The sequence below is a fragment of the uncultured Methanobrevibacter sp. genome (genome assembly GCF_946184425.1).
Lineage (GTDB): Archaea > Methanobacteriota > Methanobacteria > Methanobacteriales > Methanobacteriaceae > Methanocatella.
Genome location: NZ_CAMHFP010000026.1, coordinates 1 through 17,986 on the forward strand (window position 1 = coordinate 1; position 17,986 = coordinate 17,986).

Genomic DNA, 17,986 nt, shown 5'->3' on the forward strand with positions numbered 1-17,986 from the left:
ATATAATACAAAATTGAAATCGAATAATAATAACTATAAATTGTATTTAAAATTAGATGGTGATTTTATGGGATTTTTTGATAAAATTTTCGGAAAAAAAGAAACAATAAAAATGTCTGATGCTGAAATAAAAAGTTATTTTCAAGATAATATTATTGAAGATGAAAAAGAAGCAAGATCCATTCTTAAAAATGTTAAAAATCAACAGCTATTAACTGATATCGTTATGTCATGGAGTGGTTATAGAAAAAATAATTTAATAATTATAGATTATATTACTGATGAAGAATGTTTATCTAATATATATGTGAATTGTGCTGATCCCGAGTGCTGTAAAAAAGCTAATGAAAAACGTAGGGGATAAATTAAAGTATTATTGAGGTGTTAATAATGAGTAAATGTATTGAATATGCAAGAAAATTTAAGGAACAATATTTAGCAAAATCAATGGAATTTTTAATAACATCAATGAATTGGTTGACAGAATGTCCTAAAGATGCTAATGCAAAATATGCATTTATTATTGCACAAACAGCATCCGATTTAATTTCAAAAGGAGAAATAGAAAGGGATATGGCATTAAGATTATCTGCAATGTTTCAAGTAGCTGAAATTGAACAACCTGGAGATAAATCTTTACATGAATTCTATAGAAACGAAGCGAAAAATCTTATAGACACTATGCAAAAAGCCTTATAGACACTATGAAAAAAAATGAAATATTTCTTTAGATAATAATTTAAATAAAGTGATAAGATGGGTTTATTAAATAGAGGTAAAAAAGAAAAAAATTATGCCATGGAGTTTAAAGAACTATTTTTAGAGAAAAAAGGTAGGATTGACATAAATTTATTAATAAAATGCATAAATGAATGGAAATTAAATGTTTCAGGTTTTGAACATGATGCAAATTACCAATTAGCAAAATCAATGACCTGTGGACTTTTTGTAATAATGCAACTTAACCTTGGCGAAAATATTAATAATCTTACAAAACCTCTTCAATCTACTCTTGATTCTTTAAAAAAGGCAGATTCATGTTCACCCAAAGATCAAAGTTTATATGAATGGTATCAAGTACAGTCAAATATAATAGAAGGTCAATTACTTGACGCTTGCCAATGAAATAATTTTCATTATCAAAATATCAGATAAATAACTTTTAGGTTATGCTGGTGAAATAATGGGTATTTTTGATAAATTTAAAAATGCTTTTAGATTAGAAAAGGAAAATTCACTCCGTAAAAATCAAGAGAATAATGATTCTATAAATAGTAATGAAATTCATGAAAAAGAAATTGATTCTAATCAAAATAATAATTCTTTAGAAAATAACTTCAAATATCTAGATAATCTTATTCATGGAAATTCAGATGAAATTAATTTAGATACAAACATCATACTTCAAGACAATGAAGAATCTAAATATTCTGAAGGAATATCCATAACTGATGGAAATCTAATCATTGATGGAAAAAATCATTTTATTGATGCTAAAAGTAAGGTTCCTATTTTAAAAATTAATGGGGGAAAAATTACTTTTAGAAACATTATTTTTAAGAATGGATTTCATGAACATTCAAAGTATACTGAAGAATACAATTCCGGAGGGGCCATCAATAATGACGGAGCAGATTTAGTTTTTGAAAACTGCCATTTTCTTAATAATCAAAAAATAGGATACTCAAGTTCCGCAGGCGCCATCTATAATGATAATGGATTAATAACTTTTAAAAATTGCAATTTTAAAGATAATTCTGCAGAAGAGGGTGGAGCAATTTATAATATTCGAAGCTCTTTGAAAGTATTGAATTGTAATTTTGAAAATAATTCTGCTAATGAAGGTGGAGCAATTTATATGGCTTCTGGAACACTGAATGCATCGGACTGTAACTTTTCTAATAACGTCTCAAAGCATGTTAGAAAATATGATAACGATGTTGGTGGTGGAGGAGCAATCGCCCATTATAATAAGTATAATGCTCTAACAAATGAAAAAACATACAGTACTTTTAATAATTGTATTTTTGAATCAAATTCTGCAGAGGAATTTGGTGGAGCAATACTTAATGAAAAAGAGTGTTCTTTAGAATGTATTGATTGCACATTTAAAGATAACATTGCAAGTACTGCAAGTGCCATATTCACTAAAGAACAGTTAAACATATTTAACTCTAATTTTATTAATAACAAATCAGATTTTGCTGCCGTAATTAGTCAGGAAGATTTTGATAGTAGTTCTACAATTCAAAATTGTTCTTTTGAAGGTAATCATGCGAACTACGGAATGATTTTTATTCATTATGGTTTTTCATATATAAAAAATTCAACTTTTAAAAATAACTCCAGTGAAGAAGGTTATGAAATTTATAATCAAAAAGGATCTATTCAAATTGAAAAAACAAACTTTAATACAAATCATAAAACCATTTACAACAACCATATTCTAAAAATAAACAAGGAAGATAATTTAGAAAACAATATCATGGAAACTTCTTCATCAGTGCTAAATTATAATTATCAAAAGATTGATTCATCCTCTAAAAATTTCACTTTTTTAAATAATCTCATCCAACAGGAATCTAACGAAATACATTTAGATTGTGATATCTTAATGGAAAATAATGAACAGAATTTTTATGAAGGAGGAATTGAACTTTATCAAGATAATCTAATATTAGACGGACAAGGACATATAATTGATGCAAATAACTTATCTAGGATATTTTATGTAACAGGTAAAAATATTACCTTAAAAAATATCAAATTCAAAAATGGAAATTATTTTGCTAATTTTCTTGATATTGACGGGAATGGTGGTGGAGCAATATATGCTTTGCATAATACATCATTAACTATTATTGATTGTGAATTTATTAACAATCATTCCAGAAGGTCCGGTGGAGTCATATCTTCTAAAGGTGAATTAAAATTAATTGAGAAAACAAAATTCGAAAACAACATTTCATGCGATAATGGTGGAGCAATATACAATATTAATAATTTAATTATTAAAGATTGTCAATTTAAAAACAATACTTCAAAATATGGAAAAGGCGGTGCCATACACAGTATTGAAAATTTAAAAATTAATAAAACTAATTTTAAGAATAATAAATCAATATTCGGCGGAGCCATTAATTTTGATGATGGAAACTCATGTTTGGAGGATTGCTATTTTAAAAGTAATCATGCTGAAATGATGGGCGGTTCCATATATAATACTCAAGGTTCTTTAGAATTAAATAACTGCAATTTTGATGAAAATTCAGCGCATACTGCCGGTGCAATAGATAGTTCCAGTCGTTTAAAATTGAACAAATGTAATTTTATACGAAATCAAGCAGAAAATGAATGCGGGACAATAAATACCTCAGAATCTGGTGAATTTATAAAATGCATTTTTAAATATAATGATTTGACAATCGATAACATTATTGTTAAGAATAATGGTTGTGGATCAATACGTAACTCAGGTTCATTAATCATTGATACATGTGAATTCACTGGCCAAAGAGAAGAAATTATCCAAAATTTAAAAGAATTAACTATTGAATCATGTGAATTTGGATTTAATCATTTTATTAATAATAAAGGAGTTGTATATTTAGAGGATATGGTACTAGATATTCCTATTATCAAATAAATGCAACATCCATAATTTTAATTAAAAGAGAAAATATATTGCCTAAGTTAATTTAATATTTCAATAAAAATTTTCAAAATCAAAAAATCTTACATTACCTAAAGTATCTCCAATAACTAATTTTCTTTCATAAAAATTAATAGCTGTTGCAAAAATATCTAAGAAATATGTATAAACACATTCATTATTAACCCATAATTTCAATGTGTTATCTTCACTAACACTTATTATTTTCGATTCATCAATATACAAATTATTCACTGCTTTTTCATGACTGTTTAAATTAGCTTTACGATTTCCATCCAAATCAAAAATTTCTATAACTCCATTTTCATAACCTGCAACTAATTTATCACCAGCTATTTTAATTTTACGAACAGGTGTATTAACAATAGTATCAAAGTATATTAATTCATTTAAGTATTTTGCAATCTTCCCATCTTCAAAACCAATGAATACATCGGTTAAATCAAATAATGTAGTTACGCATGTTGCAGTGCCATTCAATGGAATTTCCTTGTCTTTTAGTACTAAATTATCTTGATTAACATATACAATCCCAATAGTGTTTTGTGCAAGATCCAAAATAGGAGCATGTTTAATTTCTTCATGTTCAACTTCTTCAGCACCAATTTTCCATATGGATAATTTGTTTTTCAGACTTCCATCTTTTTCAAACTTAACTCCTGCTGAAACTAATTTATTTTCAGTGCGATTAAATGATACACATTCATTTCTAAAATCATTCGAAAATTCTGTTTTAAACTCTTCACTATCAAAATTCCAAGTGTAAATATCTCCGTTTTCTGAAGCAGTGATCATTTCATCATCATTTAGTTTTATAGATAATACTGATTCAATGTGTTTAGTTTCATCATTTTTTACACTTAATTTATTTAAATCTATGATATTAATATCATTAGTATCATTTCCAATAATGACCCAATTTAAATCATCATTTGCATAATATTCAATAGCTGTTGGATTTGCAATACCCGTTTGTATATCTTTATATGTTACTTCCATTTCTTCTGTTTCTTCAATGTTTTCATAATAATCAAATCTGAAATTAGGATGATTTGGTTCGGGAATCTTCCATACTCTTAAAAGACCCATTTTAGAAATTGTGATTATTTTATTTTCATCTTCTAAAACTATTGCTTGTGCAAATTGATCATTTAAACTTGATGTAAATGTTTCATCTATAGTTTCTCCACCACCAGAGTTTTTAAGTGTATTCCACATTTTCATATGCCCATTTTCTGAGATTAATATTAAAAATCTTTTAACCAAACCCATAAATTTAATATCACTGCTTGTTTGTAATCTGTTCACAGAACTATCCTCATCTTCAGGAATTTCTTGTTGATATTGCCTAGTATATGCTTTTCTCTTTTCATATAAATCCCATCCGTCAACTTCTTTTTCATCACAAAGAAAAATAGATTCATTTCTTCTTGGAACTAATATATGATTGTAATTTTTCTTTTCAATATATTCTTCTTTTGACAATTCATCCGTTGCAAGATCAATTGCGAATACTCCTTCATGTGAAGAAGCATAAATTTTATTATAGGTTTTGGATAAGTAAATATCAGTTATTTCTTCATTAATTTTAGGATAAGTTTTAGTAACTATTTTATTATCAATGTCCCATTCTTTAATCAGGCCATTTTCATTGGCAACTATCATTGCACCCTTTTTATCATTTAAGATAATTTTAATAACTTTTGAATCTCCTTTTTCGAGTTCATCTAATTCATTAGCATCAACATCGAAAATGTTTAACATTCCATCTTCATTACCCATGATAATTTTTTTATCATTAGTCATTGCAATAGCTGTTGTTGATTTTTTTCCATCAGGTTTGATTCTTTTGATAATTGAACTTTTTGGAGAGTATAATACATTTGATTTTGATTTAAGCCAAATATTGTCCGTGTTTGAGTCTAACTCTTTAAGTAATTCTTTTATTAGGGCATCATCGATTCTATTCATTCTGCCCCATAGTTGAGCTGCTAATTGATTTTTATCATTATTCAATACTGGGGCAGACAGTTCAAGTGCTCTTCCAATTAGTATAATAGGATGGTCTCCAATCTGGTTGAATTGATGATTTTCATCAAATTGATAGTCTAAAATTAAATTATAGATGTTTGATAAGTTTAATTTATTTTTAATGAATGAATAAGAGCTTAAAACTTCAGATAACTTGTCGTAATTTTGTGATTGATTCAAATGATATGGAAATTCGTTTAATGGCCTTATTTTTTCAGCTTTATTTTCACCTATAACATTAAATGTATTATTGTATTCAGGATCTGCTTTAGTTAAGAAGTATTGTGATAAAATTTTATTCGAATAAGTTTTATCATTCTCATATCTATTTTCACAGGCTAATTTGAAACTTTCATAGAAAAAGTCATGACGTCCTTCTTTTCTGGCCATGAATGGTCTGATTTGCCTTAGGTTTAATCTTACCCTGTCCTGAAGTCCTTTGGTTGATAAATCTGTTTGGGATTTTAGAATAGTAACAATTTCATCTTCACTTAATCCTGCTCGTGCATTAGCTAAAAGTGAGAACAATAAAGGAACTATATTTTCTCCTTTAAGATATTGTTCATCCTCTTCTAAACGCTCTAGAACATGATTAAATGCGGAGACTGGTGAATCTCCAAATTTTTGAATTTCATCTTTCAGTTGGTCAAACGAACCAAATACTCTTAACTCTGCAAGTAATATTTTTAGGAATAATGGATTCTTTGAACCTTTAAAACTACAGATTGTATCAATTTGGGCTTCATCGAGTGATTTCAAATAGTTTTTAAGATATTCATTGATTAAATCTTTTTTACTGTTATCATCTAATTCTTTTATTTCAAAACCACAGATATTAGGTTTATTTTTTATTTTTTTGAGTTCTTTATTGAATTTGTCATTGGTTCTATCTTCTTTAATTGATATTATGATTTTTAAATTGTCTGGAATGTCACCAATCCATTTAAGCATGTCCATTCCATCATGCATTTGATTAACAGCATCAATGATTATTGCTGATTCGCCTTTGCTTGCAATGGCTTGTAGGATTTGTGGAATTTTTCTTTTTAATTCATCCAGATTTTTTGGATAGAATTCTTCATCTTCACTTATGGTTGCTTCATCAATAATTGATTTCCATAATGAAAATGTTTTAGAACTTAAATCGGAAGCTCCGCAGAATCTTTTATATAATATTTTATCTTTATATTCATCTTCAAAATCTGTGACGAATTTTGCAAGAAGCATAGTTTTACCGTAACCCGCTTCAGCACTTACCAGACAAATTTTATTTTCATGAGGATTTTCAATATAATTTTTTAAATGATTAGTGTAAGTGGGACGTGGTATGAATCCTTCACTGTTCAAATAACAAAAAATTTCTTGTTGATTAAGGTCTTTTTGAAGTTCGCTTTCATGTTCTGGAAACATGTTTTTAGGAAATGCAATAGATAGTTGCTCTTTTAATTGTTCAATAATTACTTCTTTAAGTGCTTTTCCATTACTCTCAAAATTAGTTAATCTCCCTTTATTCTCATTATTAATATAATGTTCTACTCCATTATCGTCAGTGAATGGATTTAGTTCTGGAAGTATTAATTCAGAATCCCAATAACCTTTATAATCATTAATTAAAACATTAACTTTTGTTTCATCACCATCTTCTTTAATATCTTCCAGTTTTTTTCTATTCCTAATCTTATCTTTAGTTTTTTCTAATTCAATGTCTGCCAATTTGATTTTATCAGGATTTTCTTCTGATTCGTTAGTATATATTAGTTTTTGATAACTTGTAAGTTCATCTAGATATGAATCATCTCTAAAGAAGAATAATGAATGTTTTGATGCAGGACAATCAATATCTTTATCTTTTAAAAACATGTGTATCGGTTTTAGTAGGGCATGTTCGATTTCCATTTCAGTAGCAGATCTCCCATCCAATTCATCAATAGTTATGTATCTATTTTTAGTTTCATCATTAATGTCCTCTTCGAAATTAGGAATCCATCCTCTACGTTGTCCTAAAAAACATAAGAAAAATGGGCGGCTTTTATCAATGTGTCTAAGACAGGTTTCAATTGTTTTACTATTTTCTGAATCTTCTTCAGTTACTCCCCATCTTAAATCAATATCAGTTAAACGTATTTTACGTTTTTCACACCATTCATTTAGCTCTGGAAACACTTCTTTAATAAGATAATCCCTTTCTGCATGCATATCATTAAAAGTACTGCTAATAAATACTGTTGCCTTTTTCCATTTCATTAAAATCCCACTAAAAATTATAATTAAATATTTATATAAAGGTGCTTATTAATTTTAATTTTGAACTTAATTGATAAAATGATGCATGATAGATGAAAATATTCAATTATCATGAATTCTAAAAAAAATAGTGTAGAGAGAACAAAAGTTATACAACTATCGCATGAGTTTTCATATAATTAATGTCAAAATTATAAACCATCTACCAACATTAACAATTGAAATTAGTTAATGGTATTGCTTGACTTAATTTGGAAATAATATGAAATTTGTTCGTTTAATATTATACGAACTTTTTTTAAAATGTTGAAAACCTGCCATAACTACTTTATAGATAAAGTATAAAAATATGTATGCCTAGTGGGAAGAAGTATTCAAAAATACAAATCTTTTTCTAACTTTTATTTACTAAAATAGAAACCTTTTTATATACTTAATAAACAATATTTAAATAGTATATTAAACTTAATTTTTTAATGATGAATTTATTAATAGAAGTGAGGTTATTTTATGAAATTTGAAGAACAAGTATCAATTGAAAATTCTTCTGTCGAAGAAGTAGAAATTGAAGAACAGGAATCAATTGAAGAATCTTCTGATGATGTTAAAGTTGAAAGTGAAGTAAAAGAATCAACTTCTAGTGAAGAAACCCAACCTATGTTGGATTATGATAATATTAAAAGCTCACAAGATATTGAAGTTCCACCTTTATTAATTGATCAAGTTATTGGGCATGAAGAATCCATTGAAACAATTAAAAAAGCAGCTAAACAAAGGAGAAATGTTTTATTAATTGGCGATCCTGGTGTAGGAAAATCCATGCTTGCTAAAGGGATGGCACAAATTTTACCTCATGAAACTTTACAGGATATTCTAGTATATCCTAATATGGAAGATAACAATCATCCTTTAATCAGAACAGTTCCTGCAGGTGAAGGTAAAAAAATAGTAAAGGCAACTAAAGGTTCAGTTAAAGGTCATGAAGAAAAAAAGACCATTATTACAATGTTTGCAATAGGTGGAGTGTTAGTTATTGGATTCATGTATGGAAGATTATTGGAATCCATTATTGCGGCAGCATTAATTTTACTTATTTCAATTCAAATTAAACCTAAAACAAATAATATGTCTCCTAAATTATTGGTAAATAATGAAGAGTCAAGATTTGCACCATTCATGGATGCAACAGGGGCTCATGCAGGAGCATTATTAGGCGATGTTCGCCATGACCCATACCAATCAGGAGGTCTTGGAACTCCAGCTCATGAACGTGTGGAAGCTGGAATGATACACAAAGCTAATAGAGGGGTTTTATACATTGACGAAATCGGTACAATGTCTATGAAAACTCAACAGGAGCTTTTATCTGCAATGCAGGAAAAACAATATTCAATCACAGGTCAAAGTGAAAATTCAAGTGGGGCAATGGTAAGGTCTCAAGCAGTACCATGTGATTTTGTTCTTGTAGCATCAGGTAACTTGCAGGTTCTTGAAGGAATGCACATTGCAATGAGATCAAGAATTAGAGGATACGGTTATGAGGTATTCATGAAAGATTACATGGAAGACACCACTGAAAACAGAGAAAAACTGGTTCAGTTTGTTGCTCAGGAAGTTAAAAATGATGGAAGAATTCCACACTTTGCTCCGGATGCATTGGATGAAATTATTATGGAAGCAAAAAGAAGGTCAGGTAAGCAAAATGCTTTAACTTTAAGATTAAGAGACCTTGGTGGGTTAGTAAGATCTGCTGGAGATGTAGCTATTGAAAAAGGAGCGGAACTGGTAACTGCGGACCATGTATATGAAGCTAAAAAATTCGCAAGAACCTTAGAACAGCAAATTGCAGACAGATCAATTTTACAAAGAAAAGATTACAGTATGGTTTCTGCTGAAGGTGGAAGAGTTGGTCTTGTAAATGGGCTTGCTGTAATTGGCGACAGGAGTGGAATAGTCTCCCCAATTGCTGCTGAGGCTGCACCGACACAATCCAAAAGTGGCGGTCAAATTATTGCTACAGGTAAATTAGGTGAAATCGCACAGGAATCTGTACAGAATGTAAGTGCACTGATTAAAAAATACACTAACAAGGATATTTCAGATTATGATATTCACGTACAGTTCATCCAAACTTATGATGGTGTTGAAGGGGATTCAGCTAGTGTAAGTATTGCAACAGCAGTTATATCTGCAGTTGAAGAGATTCCAATAGACCAGACTGTTGCACTGACTGGTTCTCTAAATGTGCGTGGAGATGTAATGCCTATTGGTGGAGCAACAGCTAAAATTGAAGCTGCAGCAGAAGCTGGAATGAAAAAGGTATTGATTCCAAAATCTAACTTGAAAGATGTTATGATTGAGAAAAAATACGAAGAAATGATAGAAATCATTCCAACTGAAACTTTAAGTGATGTTTTAGAAAACATTTTAATCAGTGGTTCCAAAAAAGATTCATTAATTGAAAAAATGAAAAACATCGGTTCCAGGATGGCTGAAAAAGTTCCACAAACAAATATCAATAATCCAACTATCAATTAGGTTGGATTTATTCTTTTTATTTTTTTTAATTAAATACTTTTCAATTATTTTTTTTTAATTCATACAAATTGTTATATATTTTTATATTCAAAGGTTAAATTATGAGTAGTGTTAAAGTCAATATTGCGAAAGTTATAGCTAAAGTCGGAGGACCATTTTCCAAATTAGGACCTGGAAGTGGTAAAAGTTTTGCAGGAATTTTATTTACAAGAATCGCAGGTGTTGAAGCGGTTTCAGAAATATCAAAGGAATTGAAAATTGGTTCTATAATTCTCACTGGAACTAACGGTAAAACAACTACTACAACTCTGTTAATTAAATTATTATCAACTGATGTTCAAATAAGAAGCAGTTTTGAAAGTAATACAATTAATGCCATAGCTTCTGCATTCATTCAACAAAAAGGAGATTTAGGCGTTTTTGAATATGGAATCCGTAATATCAAATATGGTATTCCGGACACTGTGCAACGGGTTGTTGATCCGATTGGTGTGGTTTACACCACTATATCTCAAGAACATGCTCAGGTTGCAGGTGTTAAAAATCCATTTGATGAATATTATAAAGCTAAAAGACTATTGTCACAGGGAATGAAAAGAGGTGTCATAGTAACAAATGCAGATGATCCAAGAACCGCATTGTTGGGACTTGATAAGGAAAAAGATGTGACAATCAATTATTATGGTATTGAAACTGACGGCATTGAGGATATTAATGGTGAATCTGTTGAATGCCCTAAATGCGGTGAAAAATTAACTTATTCTAAACATTTCCTGAATCACAGGGGAATTTTTACCTGCAGTTGCGGATTTAAGCGTCCTGAATTAAATGTCAAATTAACTGATGTTGAGTTTACTCCTGATTCCTGGAAATTATCAATAGCTGGAGATTTATTCAATTATACTGTTTCCAAAAATGTCAAATTCAATTTTGACATTACTGTGCCGCCATTTGGTTTCCATAATATCTATAATACATTGGCTTCAATTACTACATATGCAACATTCACTCCAAAAGTTGAAAATATCGAGTCCACAGTTAAAGGTGTGTTCAACAATCTTGACATGTCATTCATTCCTCCTGGAAGGTTTGAAGTTGTTGACATTGGTGGAAAATTCGTAGGACTCGGTCAGGGAGACAATGCTGATGCTTTAAAAATCAATGCAATGTTCATGAATCAGTATGTCGATGGTCCATTGGAGTTTATTTATACAACTCCTGATGAATATGAGGAAGAAATTTTTGAAGGCCATTTTAAAATTATAAAAAGCATGAATCCTGATCATGTAATTGTAGTTCCTGGAAGGGAATCAATTGATAAAGCTCGTGAGTATTATGAAATTGTAAAAAAAGAGTTTCCTGATGCTGAGTTTTATCCATTGAGCTATGAGGAAATGGACAAGAGAATTGAAAAATTAACTGATTTAGCCCGTAGTTCCCAATATGATTATGTCATTATGACAGGTTGTGGTGAAGAGCAGGCGATGTGGGAGAGAATCAAACAGAATATGATTAATAGATGATTAAATCATCTATAATTTCTTCTATTTTTTTATAAAATCCTAAATCACTTTTTTCTATTTCTTTAAATGAAGCATCAATGCTGCATCCGCATAAATCGGTGCTTCCAATAATGAAGTCATTGCAATCTTTTTTAATTAATATTCCAAACATTCTTTCTTTTTCATTGGCATATTTTTCAAATTCTTCATCGGAAAGTTTGATATTATAATCCTGAACTGAATATATGTCACATTCATTTATTACGGGAACAAATGCATACATTCCTATTGTCAGGAAAACATTTTCGTGTTTTAAGATTTTCATAATCCTTTGTTCGAAATCATCTTCATTATTTATGTCATATTCTTGAAATTCCATGATGTTGTTTGTCCCCATGTAGTAATTGTCATGAATTATTGTAGCGACTAAATCAACATCTACATAATTATCGCATACAGCTCTAATATTTTTAATAGTTTCACTAATATTCATCACAAAACGCCTCGTATTTTTCACATAATGAGAGCACCTTATCAATTTTAGGAATTGTATCAATCCAATCTATAGGTATACTATCAAAACCATAATAAATTCCTGCAAGTCCTCCGCAGATTGCTGCAACTGTATCTGTATCCCTACCTAAATTAACTGCACTAAGGACAGCATCTTTATAACTGTCTGTATTTTTCAAACAGTAAATAACACTTTCAAAAGTTGATATTACATATCCTTTGCTGCTGATTTTATCAATATCATCCAAATCATTTTCAAAAATTCTTTTAAAGTGGATTAATTCTTTATCATCTTTATAATAGTTAATGATTTTATCGCATGCGATTTTAATATGTCCGTCAATATCCAGGTTATCGTTTTCAATCATTGATTTGGCAATTTCAATGTATAAAACGCAGGATATTTTGGATCTTTTATGCCCATGTGTTAGAGCAGATACATTTTCAACTGTTTCATAATCAATATCCTTAATATAGGCTAATGGCAATATTCTCATCAGGGACCCGTTTCCGTTGCTTCTTTCATCATCAGGTCCGCATTCCAGTGCAGGATTTCCATTTATATAATTAATTAATGCAAGCTGTGTGGTGTTTCCAATATCAAAAAGGCCATATTGGCAGTATGCATCGTTTTCATACCACTCACAAAATTCGGAGATGATGTCATTATAATCAATAGATTTTTTATTTATAATGCTTGCCATTGTAGCTATTGTCATTGATGTATCGTCACTCCAGGTTCCTGGAGGCATATTGTATGTTCCATAACCCATCATATCACTAACGGGGTGTTCTTTTAAGTACTCTCTTCTTTCAAACTCGACAGGAACGCCTAAAGCATCACCAATTAACAAACCGATTATTCCGTCTTTAACTTTCATAATTTTAATTTAGTTTTTCAGTATATTAATTGTGTTTATTTTTTTTTTGAAAAATCCTAAAATATTAATTATTATTAAAGTTAAATAATTATATAGTAAAAATTTAAAACTTATTGAGGATTGAAAAGATGATTTATTCAACTGAAGTAGAGAATATGTGTCCTGTTCGCAAAGGTGCAAATCATGGACCTGCTCCAATCCCTGAAGAGGGAAAATGGGTAAAAGCAAAAGAGGTATCAGATATTTCTGGTTTTACTCATGGAATCGGTTGGTGTGCACCACAGCAGGGATGTTGTAAATTAACATTAAATGTTAAGGATGGAATTATTGAAGAAGCATTAGTGGAAACATTAGGATGCTCCGGAATGACTCACTCAGCTGCAATGGCTGGTGAAATATTGGTTGGAAAAACCATTTTGGAAGCACTTAACACAGATCTTGTCTGTGATGCAATAAACACTGCTATGCGTGAATTATTCTTACAAATTGTTTACGGAAGAACTCAATCTGCATTTTCAGAAGGAGGACTTCAGGTTGGTGCTGGACTTGAAGATTTGGGAAAAGGTCACAGAAGCCAGATTGGAACAATTTATTCAACTAAAAAGAAAGGTCCGAGATATCTTGAACTCACAGAAGGTTATATTACAGAAATAGGCCTTGATGAAGATAATGAAATCATAGGATATAAATACATTAACTTAGGTGTGATGCTTGATCAAATCAAGGACGGTGTTGACCCATTGGAAGCCATTGACAAAGCGACAGGTCAATATGGAAGATTTGATGATGCAGTTAAAAAAATAGATCCAAGGAGTGAATAAAATGAGCTTATTTGAAAGTTATGAAAGAAGGATTGACCAAATCACTCCGGTTTTAGAAAACTACGGAATTAAAGACCTCGAAGAAGCAAAACAGATTTGTCTTGACAAAGGATTCGACCCTTATGAAATCGTTAAAGGAGTTCAGCCAATTTGTTTTGAAAATGCATGCTGGGCATACACTCTCGGTGCTGCAATAGCTGTCAAACAAGGTTGTACTAAAGCATCTGATGCTGCTAAAGCTATTGGTGAAGGGCTTCAGGCATTTTGCATTCCTGGAAGTGTCGCAGATGACAGAAAAGTTGGTCTTGGACATGGTAACTTGGCTTCAATGCTTTTAAGTGATGAAAGTGAATGTTTTGCATTTTTGGCAGGTCATGAAAGTTTTGCAGCGGCTGAAGGAGCTATTGGAATTGCAAACTCTGCAAATGAAGTTCGTGAAAAACCTTTAAGAGTTATTTTAAATGGTCTTGGAAAGGATGCTGCATTGATTATTTCAAGAATTAATGGTTTTACTTACGTTCAAACAGAATTTGATTACTTCACCGGTGAAGTGAAAGTGATTAGAGAAAAAGCTTATTCCGATGGTGAAAGAGCAAAAGTTAGATGCTATGGTGCTGATGATGTAAGGGAAGGCGTTGCCATAATGCATTTGGAAGGCGTTGACGTGTCAATTACAGGTAACTCAACAAATCCAACCCGTTTCCAACATCCTGTAGCTGGAACCTACAAAAAAGAATGCATCGAACAGGGTAAGAAATACTTCTCTGTTGCATCAGGTGGGGGAACAGGCAGAACTTTACATCCAGATAATATGGCGGCAGGACCTGCTTCTTATGGTATGACTGATACTATGGGAAGAATGCATTCTGATGCTCAATTTGCAGGTTCATCTTCCGTACCTGCTCATGTAGAAATGATGGGATTGATTGGTATGGGAAATAACCCTATGGTTGGAGCAAGCGTTGCTGTTGCTGTTGCTGTTGAAAAAGCAATGAGAAAATAAGAGTAAATCTCTTATTTTACTTTTTTTTATGATTCTTAAAACTGAAAACCTAATTTTAAGGCCCTGGGAAGAGGGCGATGCAGAATACTTATATCATTTTGCAAAAAATCCTAAAATTGGTCCAATTGCAGGCTGGCCACCTCATGAAAGTGTGGAATTTAGTTTAAATATTATTAACACTGTTTTTTCTAAAAAAGAAACTTATGCAATAACATTAAATGAAATTCCGATAGGTTGTATTAGTCTGTTGATTCATCCAGACGGCAATCATTATTGGGGTGATGGGTCTGGAGAACTGGGTTATTGGATTGCTGAAGACTATTGGGGTCAGGGATTGGTCGTCGAAGCATCAAAAACTTTAATTGAACATGCTTTTAAAGATCTTAATCTTAATCAGATTTATGCAACTTACAGAATTGAAAATACTCAGTCAAAAAGAGTTTTAGAAAAATTGGGATTTAAGTATTATACTGAATTGGACAATATTAATTATCTCGGTGAAACTTTTAGAGAAATTGCCATGATTTTAGAAAAATAGTTTTATATATGTTAAAATGTTAACTTTATCTAATGACAAGAATTTGTAATAACTGTAATTTTGAAAATCAGGATGAATATGATTATTGTGCAAAGTGTGGCACTCCATTGGTTGAAGGTCTTAAACCTAAGCAGGTTTATGTTTACACAAATCAGCAACCTCAAATTAATAAAAAAGCTGTTTTGGTTTCTTATATTGTTACTATTTTTTTATCATGGAGTGGTGTGGTTTTCGGATTATTGACTAAAAACACTTCGATGAGTGCATTTGCATTCTTTGGTTTTTTCATGCCTTTTTATTTACTTCAAGCACCTGTAAGAGAGCTTAGAAAACATGGAATAATACAGTTCATTATTTCAGCATGTGGTGTTGGTTTGTCTTTTTACATAATGTTGCATTAAAAAAATAAAGAGGGAAAATTATACATAGATAAATCTAATGTTTCCCATTAAAATTTGTAGAGGTACTTGGAATATGTTCATTCCATTGCTGCTCATTGCCGCATCCATTGCATCTCCTCTGGACATACTTCCTTGGACATTATCATTTCCAGGATAACCGAAATAACCGTCATTAGCACGAATGTCATCTACAATGGATACTCCGAATATTGCTTCGGCAGCATCGTTATTTACACTGGCAATTATATGTGGAGTATAATTATAACTGTAGGTCATAATATCACGTGCGGCACCGTATGGATCTTGAGGATTGTCTATATGGACATTGTGTAATGTTTGACCTTGTGCATTAACAGAACTTCCCGGATAAACCCATTCATATCCTAAAAGGGAAAATTTAGCTGCCATATCAATACTGGCATCTTCTGTTGTATCTTCAGCAACAATTAATATAGGACTTACGATAGTAATTGATAAAGCAACAAATACCATCAATATTATTGCCAGAAGTAGTAGACCTAATTTTCTCATAATTAATTTTTATACTCCTTTTAAATATTAATACTTAACTTTTTTAATTATCAAAAACATATATGATATTAATATAAAAATTTGGTGATAATGTGATTATAGGTGGTTCAGCTTCTCAAGATTTAGCTTCACATGTTGCTCGTGAACTTGGCGAAGAGATAAGTTATGTAGAAACTAAGAAGTTTCCAGATGGAGAAAGATATTTGCGCATTACTGGCGAAATTGAAGATGAGGTAACTGTAATACAGTCAACAGGATATCCTCAGGATGAAAATTTGATGGAATTATTGTTCATAATTTCAACTCTTAAGGATTTGGGAGCAAAAAAGGTTCGTGTCGTTGTTCCATATCTTGGATATGCAAGACAGGAAAAACGTTTCAATCCTGGAGAATCAGTTTCTGCAAAAATCATTTGCGGATTAATTGAATCTGCGGGTGCTGATGAATTCATCACATTCAATATTCACGAAGAATGTGTACTTGACTTTTTCAATATAAAAGCAAGAAATATTTCTGCAATGCCTGCTATTGCGGAGTATCTGGATAAAAAATTCTTCAGAAAATCAGATGAAAAACCATTGATTATTGCTCCGGATAAAGGTGCATACGGTTTTGCACAGGAAATCTCTGAAATTATTGGATGTGACTGCACTTACTTGACTAAAGTGCGTTTGGGTCCTGATAAGGTGGAAACTAGAATTGTTGATGTCAGATGTGATAGTGAAAGTGATAATACAGTAAATATTGATTCTGTAAAAGGAATGCATGCGGTAATTGTTGATGATATTATAGCTACAGGCGGTACAATTGTCAATGCCATAAACATTTTAAAACAGTATGGTGCATCATCTGTTGATGTATGTTGTGTTCACCCTATTTTAACAAATAATGGTGCTACAAGAATTTATGCTGCAGGAGCTAATAAAATAATCGGTACCAACAGTTTATCTTCAGATACTTCCCGTGTTTCTATTGCTAAAAGCATTGCAGATGCATTGAGGGAATAAAATGCCAATCGATAAAGCTAAAATTAAAGAAGAACTTGTTGATGGGTCTAATAATATTTTGGCTAAATATGCTGAAATGGATATTGTAGATAGTGTTTCAGTGATGAATATGGCTGCTAAAACAGTTTTTTTGGGTTCTTTAAGAGTGTACAATGAAGATGTTGTATCTGACATTAAAAAAGACTTAAAAAAGGAATTTGGCGGTTATGGCGATTTGACAGTAAGGGATGAAAAGGTCATTCCATGCTGCGCTCCAAGATATGTTCATATCAGCTTTAATATTTCTATTGATAATTAGATACT

16 protein-coding genes are annotated in these 17,986 nt (G+C 30.9%); 12 read left to right on the forward strand and 4 right to left on the reverse strand.

Going from position 1 to position 17,986, the window contains the following annotated elements:
- From Q0P94_RS06800 to Q0P94_RS06815, 4 genes are all read left to right on the forward strand, one after another.
- A partial coding sequence (locus Q0P94_RS06800) for a hypothetical protein (protein ID WP_295115024.1) occupies positions 1-364 on the forward strand: 364 nt, incomplete at its 5' end.
- Positions 365-390: 26 nt separating this feature from the next.
- Positions 391-699: a hypothetical protein gene (locus Q0P94_RS06805; RefSeq protein WP_295115027.1), complete on the forward strand. Its 309-nt coding sequence runs from the start codon at positions 391-393 to the stop codon at positions 697-699.
- Positions 700-756: 57 nt separating this feature from the next.
- Complete coding sequence (locus Q0P94_RS06810; protein WP_295115029.1) at positions 757-1,125, forward strand: hypothetical protein; 369 nt, start codon at positions 757-759, stop codon at positions 1,123-1,125.
- A gap of 58 nt (positions 1,126-1,183) precedes the next feature.
- On the forward strand, positions 1,184-3,646 hold the full coding sequence (locus Q0P94_RS06815) for a right-handed parallel beta-helix repeat-containing protein (RefSeq protein WP_295115031.1): 2,463 nt from the start codon (positions 1,184-1,186) through the stop codon (positions 3,644-3,646).
- 60 nt (positions 3,647-3,706) lie between these two features.
- Here the strand turns inward: Q0P94_RS06815 and Q0P94_RS06820 are convergent, their stop codons facing one another.
- On the reverse strand, positions 3,707-7,948 hold the full coding sequence (locus Q0P94_RS06820; RefSeq protein WP_295115033.1) for a DUF4062 domain-containing protein: 4,242 nt from the start codon (positions 7,946-7,948) through the stop codon (positions 3,707-3,709).
- A gap of 657 nt (positions 7,949-8,605) precedes the next feature.
- Between Q0P94_RS06820 and lonB the strand changes: the two genes are divergently transcribed.
- Both lonB and Q0P94_RS06830 read left to right on the forward strand, forming a co-directional pair.
- Entirely contained in the window at positions 8,606-10,486 is a 1,881-nt protein-coding gene (gene lonB / locus Q0P94_RS06825) for an ATP-dependent protease LonB (RefSeq protein ID WP_295115066.1), read from the forward strand.
- A 98-nt stretch (positions 10,487-10,584) separates the two neighbouring features.
- Positions 10,585-12,009, forward strand: a complete 1,425-nt coding sequence (locus Q0P94_RS06830; protein ID WP_295115068.1) for a Mur ligase family protein — start codon at positions 10,585-10,587, stop codon at positions 12,007-12,009.
- Here the strand turns inward: Q0P94_RS06830 and Q0P94_RS06835 are convergent.
- Both Q0P94_RS06835 and Q0P94_RS06840 read right to left on the reverse strand, forming a co-directional pair.
- Positions 11,999-12,481, reverse strand: a complete 483-nt coding sequence (locus Q0P94_RS06835) for a hypothetical protein (RefSeq protein ID WP_295115035.1) — start codon at positions 12,479-12,481, stop codon at positions 11,999-12,001. The two genes, Q0P94_RS06830 and Q0P94_RS06835, sit on opposite strands and share 11 nt — an antisense overlap.
- Positions 12,471-13,382 carry an ADP-ribosylglycohydrolase family protein gene (locus Q0P94_RS06840; RefSeq protein ID WP_295115037.1) on the reverse strand — a complete coding sequence of 304 codons (912 nt, stop codon included), beginning with the start codon at positions 13,380-13,382 and terminating at the stop codon, positions 12,471-12,473. Before Q0P94_RS06840 ends, Q0P94_RS06835 begins: the two co-directional genes overlap by 11 nt.
- Positions 13,383-13,510: 128 nt before the next feature.
- On the opposite strand from Q0P94_RS06840, the gene Q0P94_RS06845 reads away from it, so the two are divergent.
- Genes Q0P94_RS06845 through Q0P94_RS06860 form a run of 4 tightly spaced genes read left to right on the forward strand, consistent with a single transcriptional unit; the run spans position 13,511 to position 16,145 of the window.
- On the forward strand, positions 13,511-14,203 hold the full coding sequence (locus tag Q0P94_RS06845) for an iron-sulfur cluster assembly scaffold protein (RefSeq protein WP_295115039.1): 693 nt from the start codon (positions 13,511-13,513) through the stop codon (positions 14,201-14,203).
- Position 14,204: 1 nt separating this feature from the next.
- On the forward strand, positions 14,205-15,206 hold the full coding sequence (locus Q0P94_RS06850) for a GGGtGRT protein (RefSeq protein WP_295115041.1): 1,002 nt from the start codon (positions 14,205-14,207) through the stop codon (positions 15,204-15,206).
- Positions 15,207-15,234: 28 nt separating this feature from the next.
- Positions 15,235-15,744 carry a GNAT family N-acetyltransferase gene (locus Q0P94_RS06855; protein WP_295115042.1) on the forward strand — a complete coding sequence of 170 codons (510 nt, stop codon included), beginning with the start codon at positions 15,235-15,237 and terminating at the stop codon, positions 15,742-15,744.
- 32 nt (positions 15,745-15,776) lie between these two features.
- Positions 15,777-16,145 (forward strand): zinc ribbon domain-containing protein, encoded by a 369-nt coding sequence (locus Q0P94_RS06860; RefSeq protein ID WP_295115044.1) that lies wholly within the window; start codon positions 15,777-15,779, stop codon positions 16,143-16,145.
- An 18-nt stretch (positions 16,146-16,163) separates the two neighbouring features.
- Here the strand turns inward: Q0P94_RS06860 and Q0P94_RS06865 are convergent, their stop codons facing one another.
- A complete protein-coding gene (locus tag Q0P94_RS06865; RefSeq protein ID WP_295115046.1) occupies positions 16,164-16,676 on the reverse strand; it encodes a hypothetical protein in 513 nt (170 codons plus the stop codon).
- A 92-nt stretch (positions 16,677-16,768) separates the two neighbouring features.
- Here Q0P94_RS06865 and Q0P94_RS06870 point away from each other — a divergent pair, with 92 nt between their 5' ends.
- Positions 16,769-17,683: a ribose-phosphate diphosphokinase gene (locus tag Q0P94_RS06870; protein ID WP_295115048.1), complete on the forward strand. Its 915-nt coding sequence runs from the start codon at positions 16,769-16,771 to the stop codon at positions 17,681-17,683.
- A gap of 1 nt (position 17,684) precedes the next feature.
- Positions 17,685-17,981: a hypothetical protein gene (locus Q0P94_RS06875; protein WP_295115050.1), complete on the forward strand. Its 297-nt coding sequence runs from the start codon at positions 17,685-17,687 to the stop codon at positions 17,979-17,981.
- The last annotated feature ends 5 nt before the right edge of the window (positions 17,982-17,986 follow it).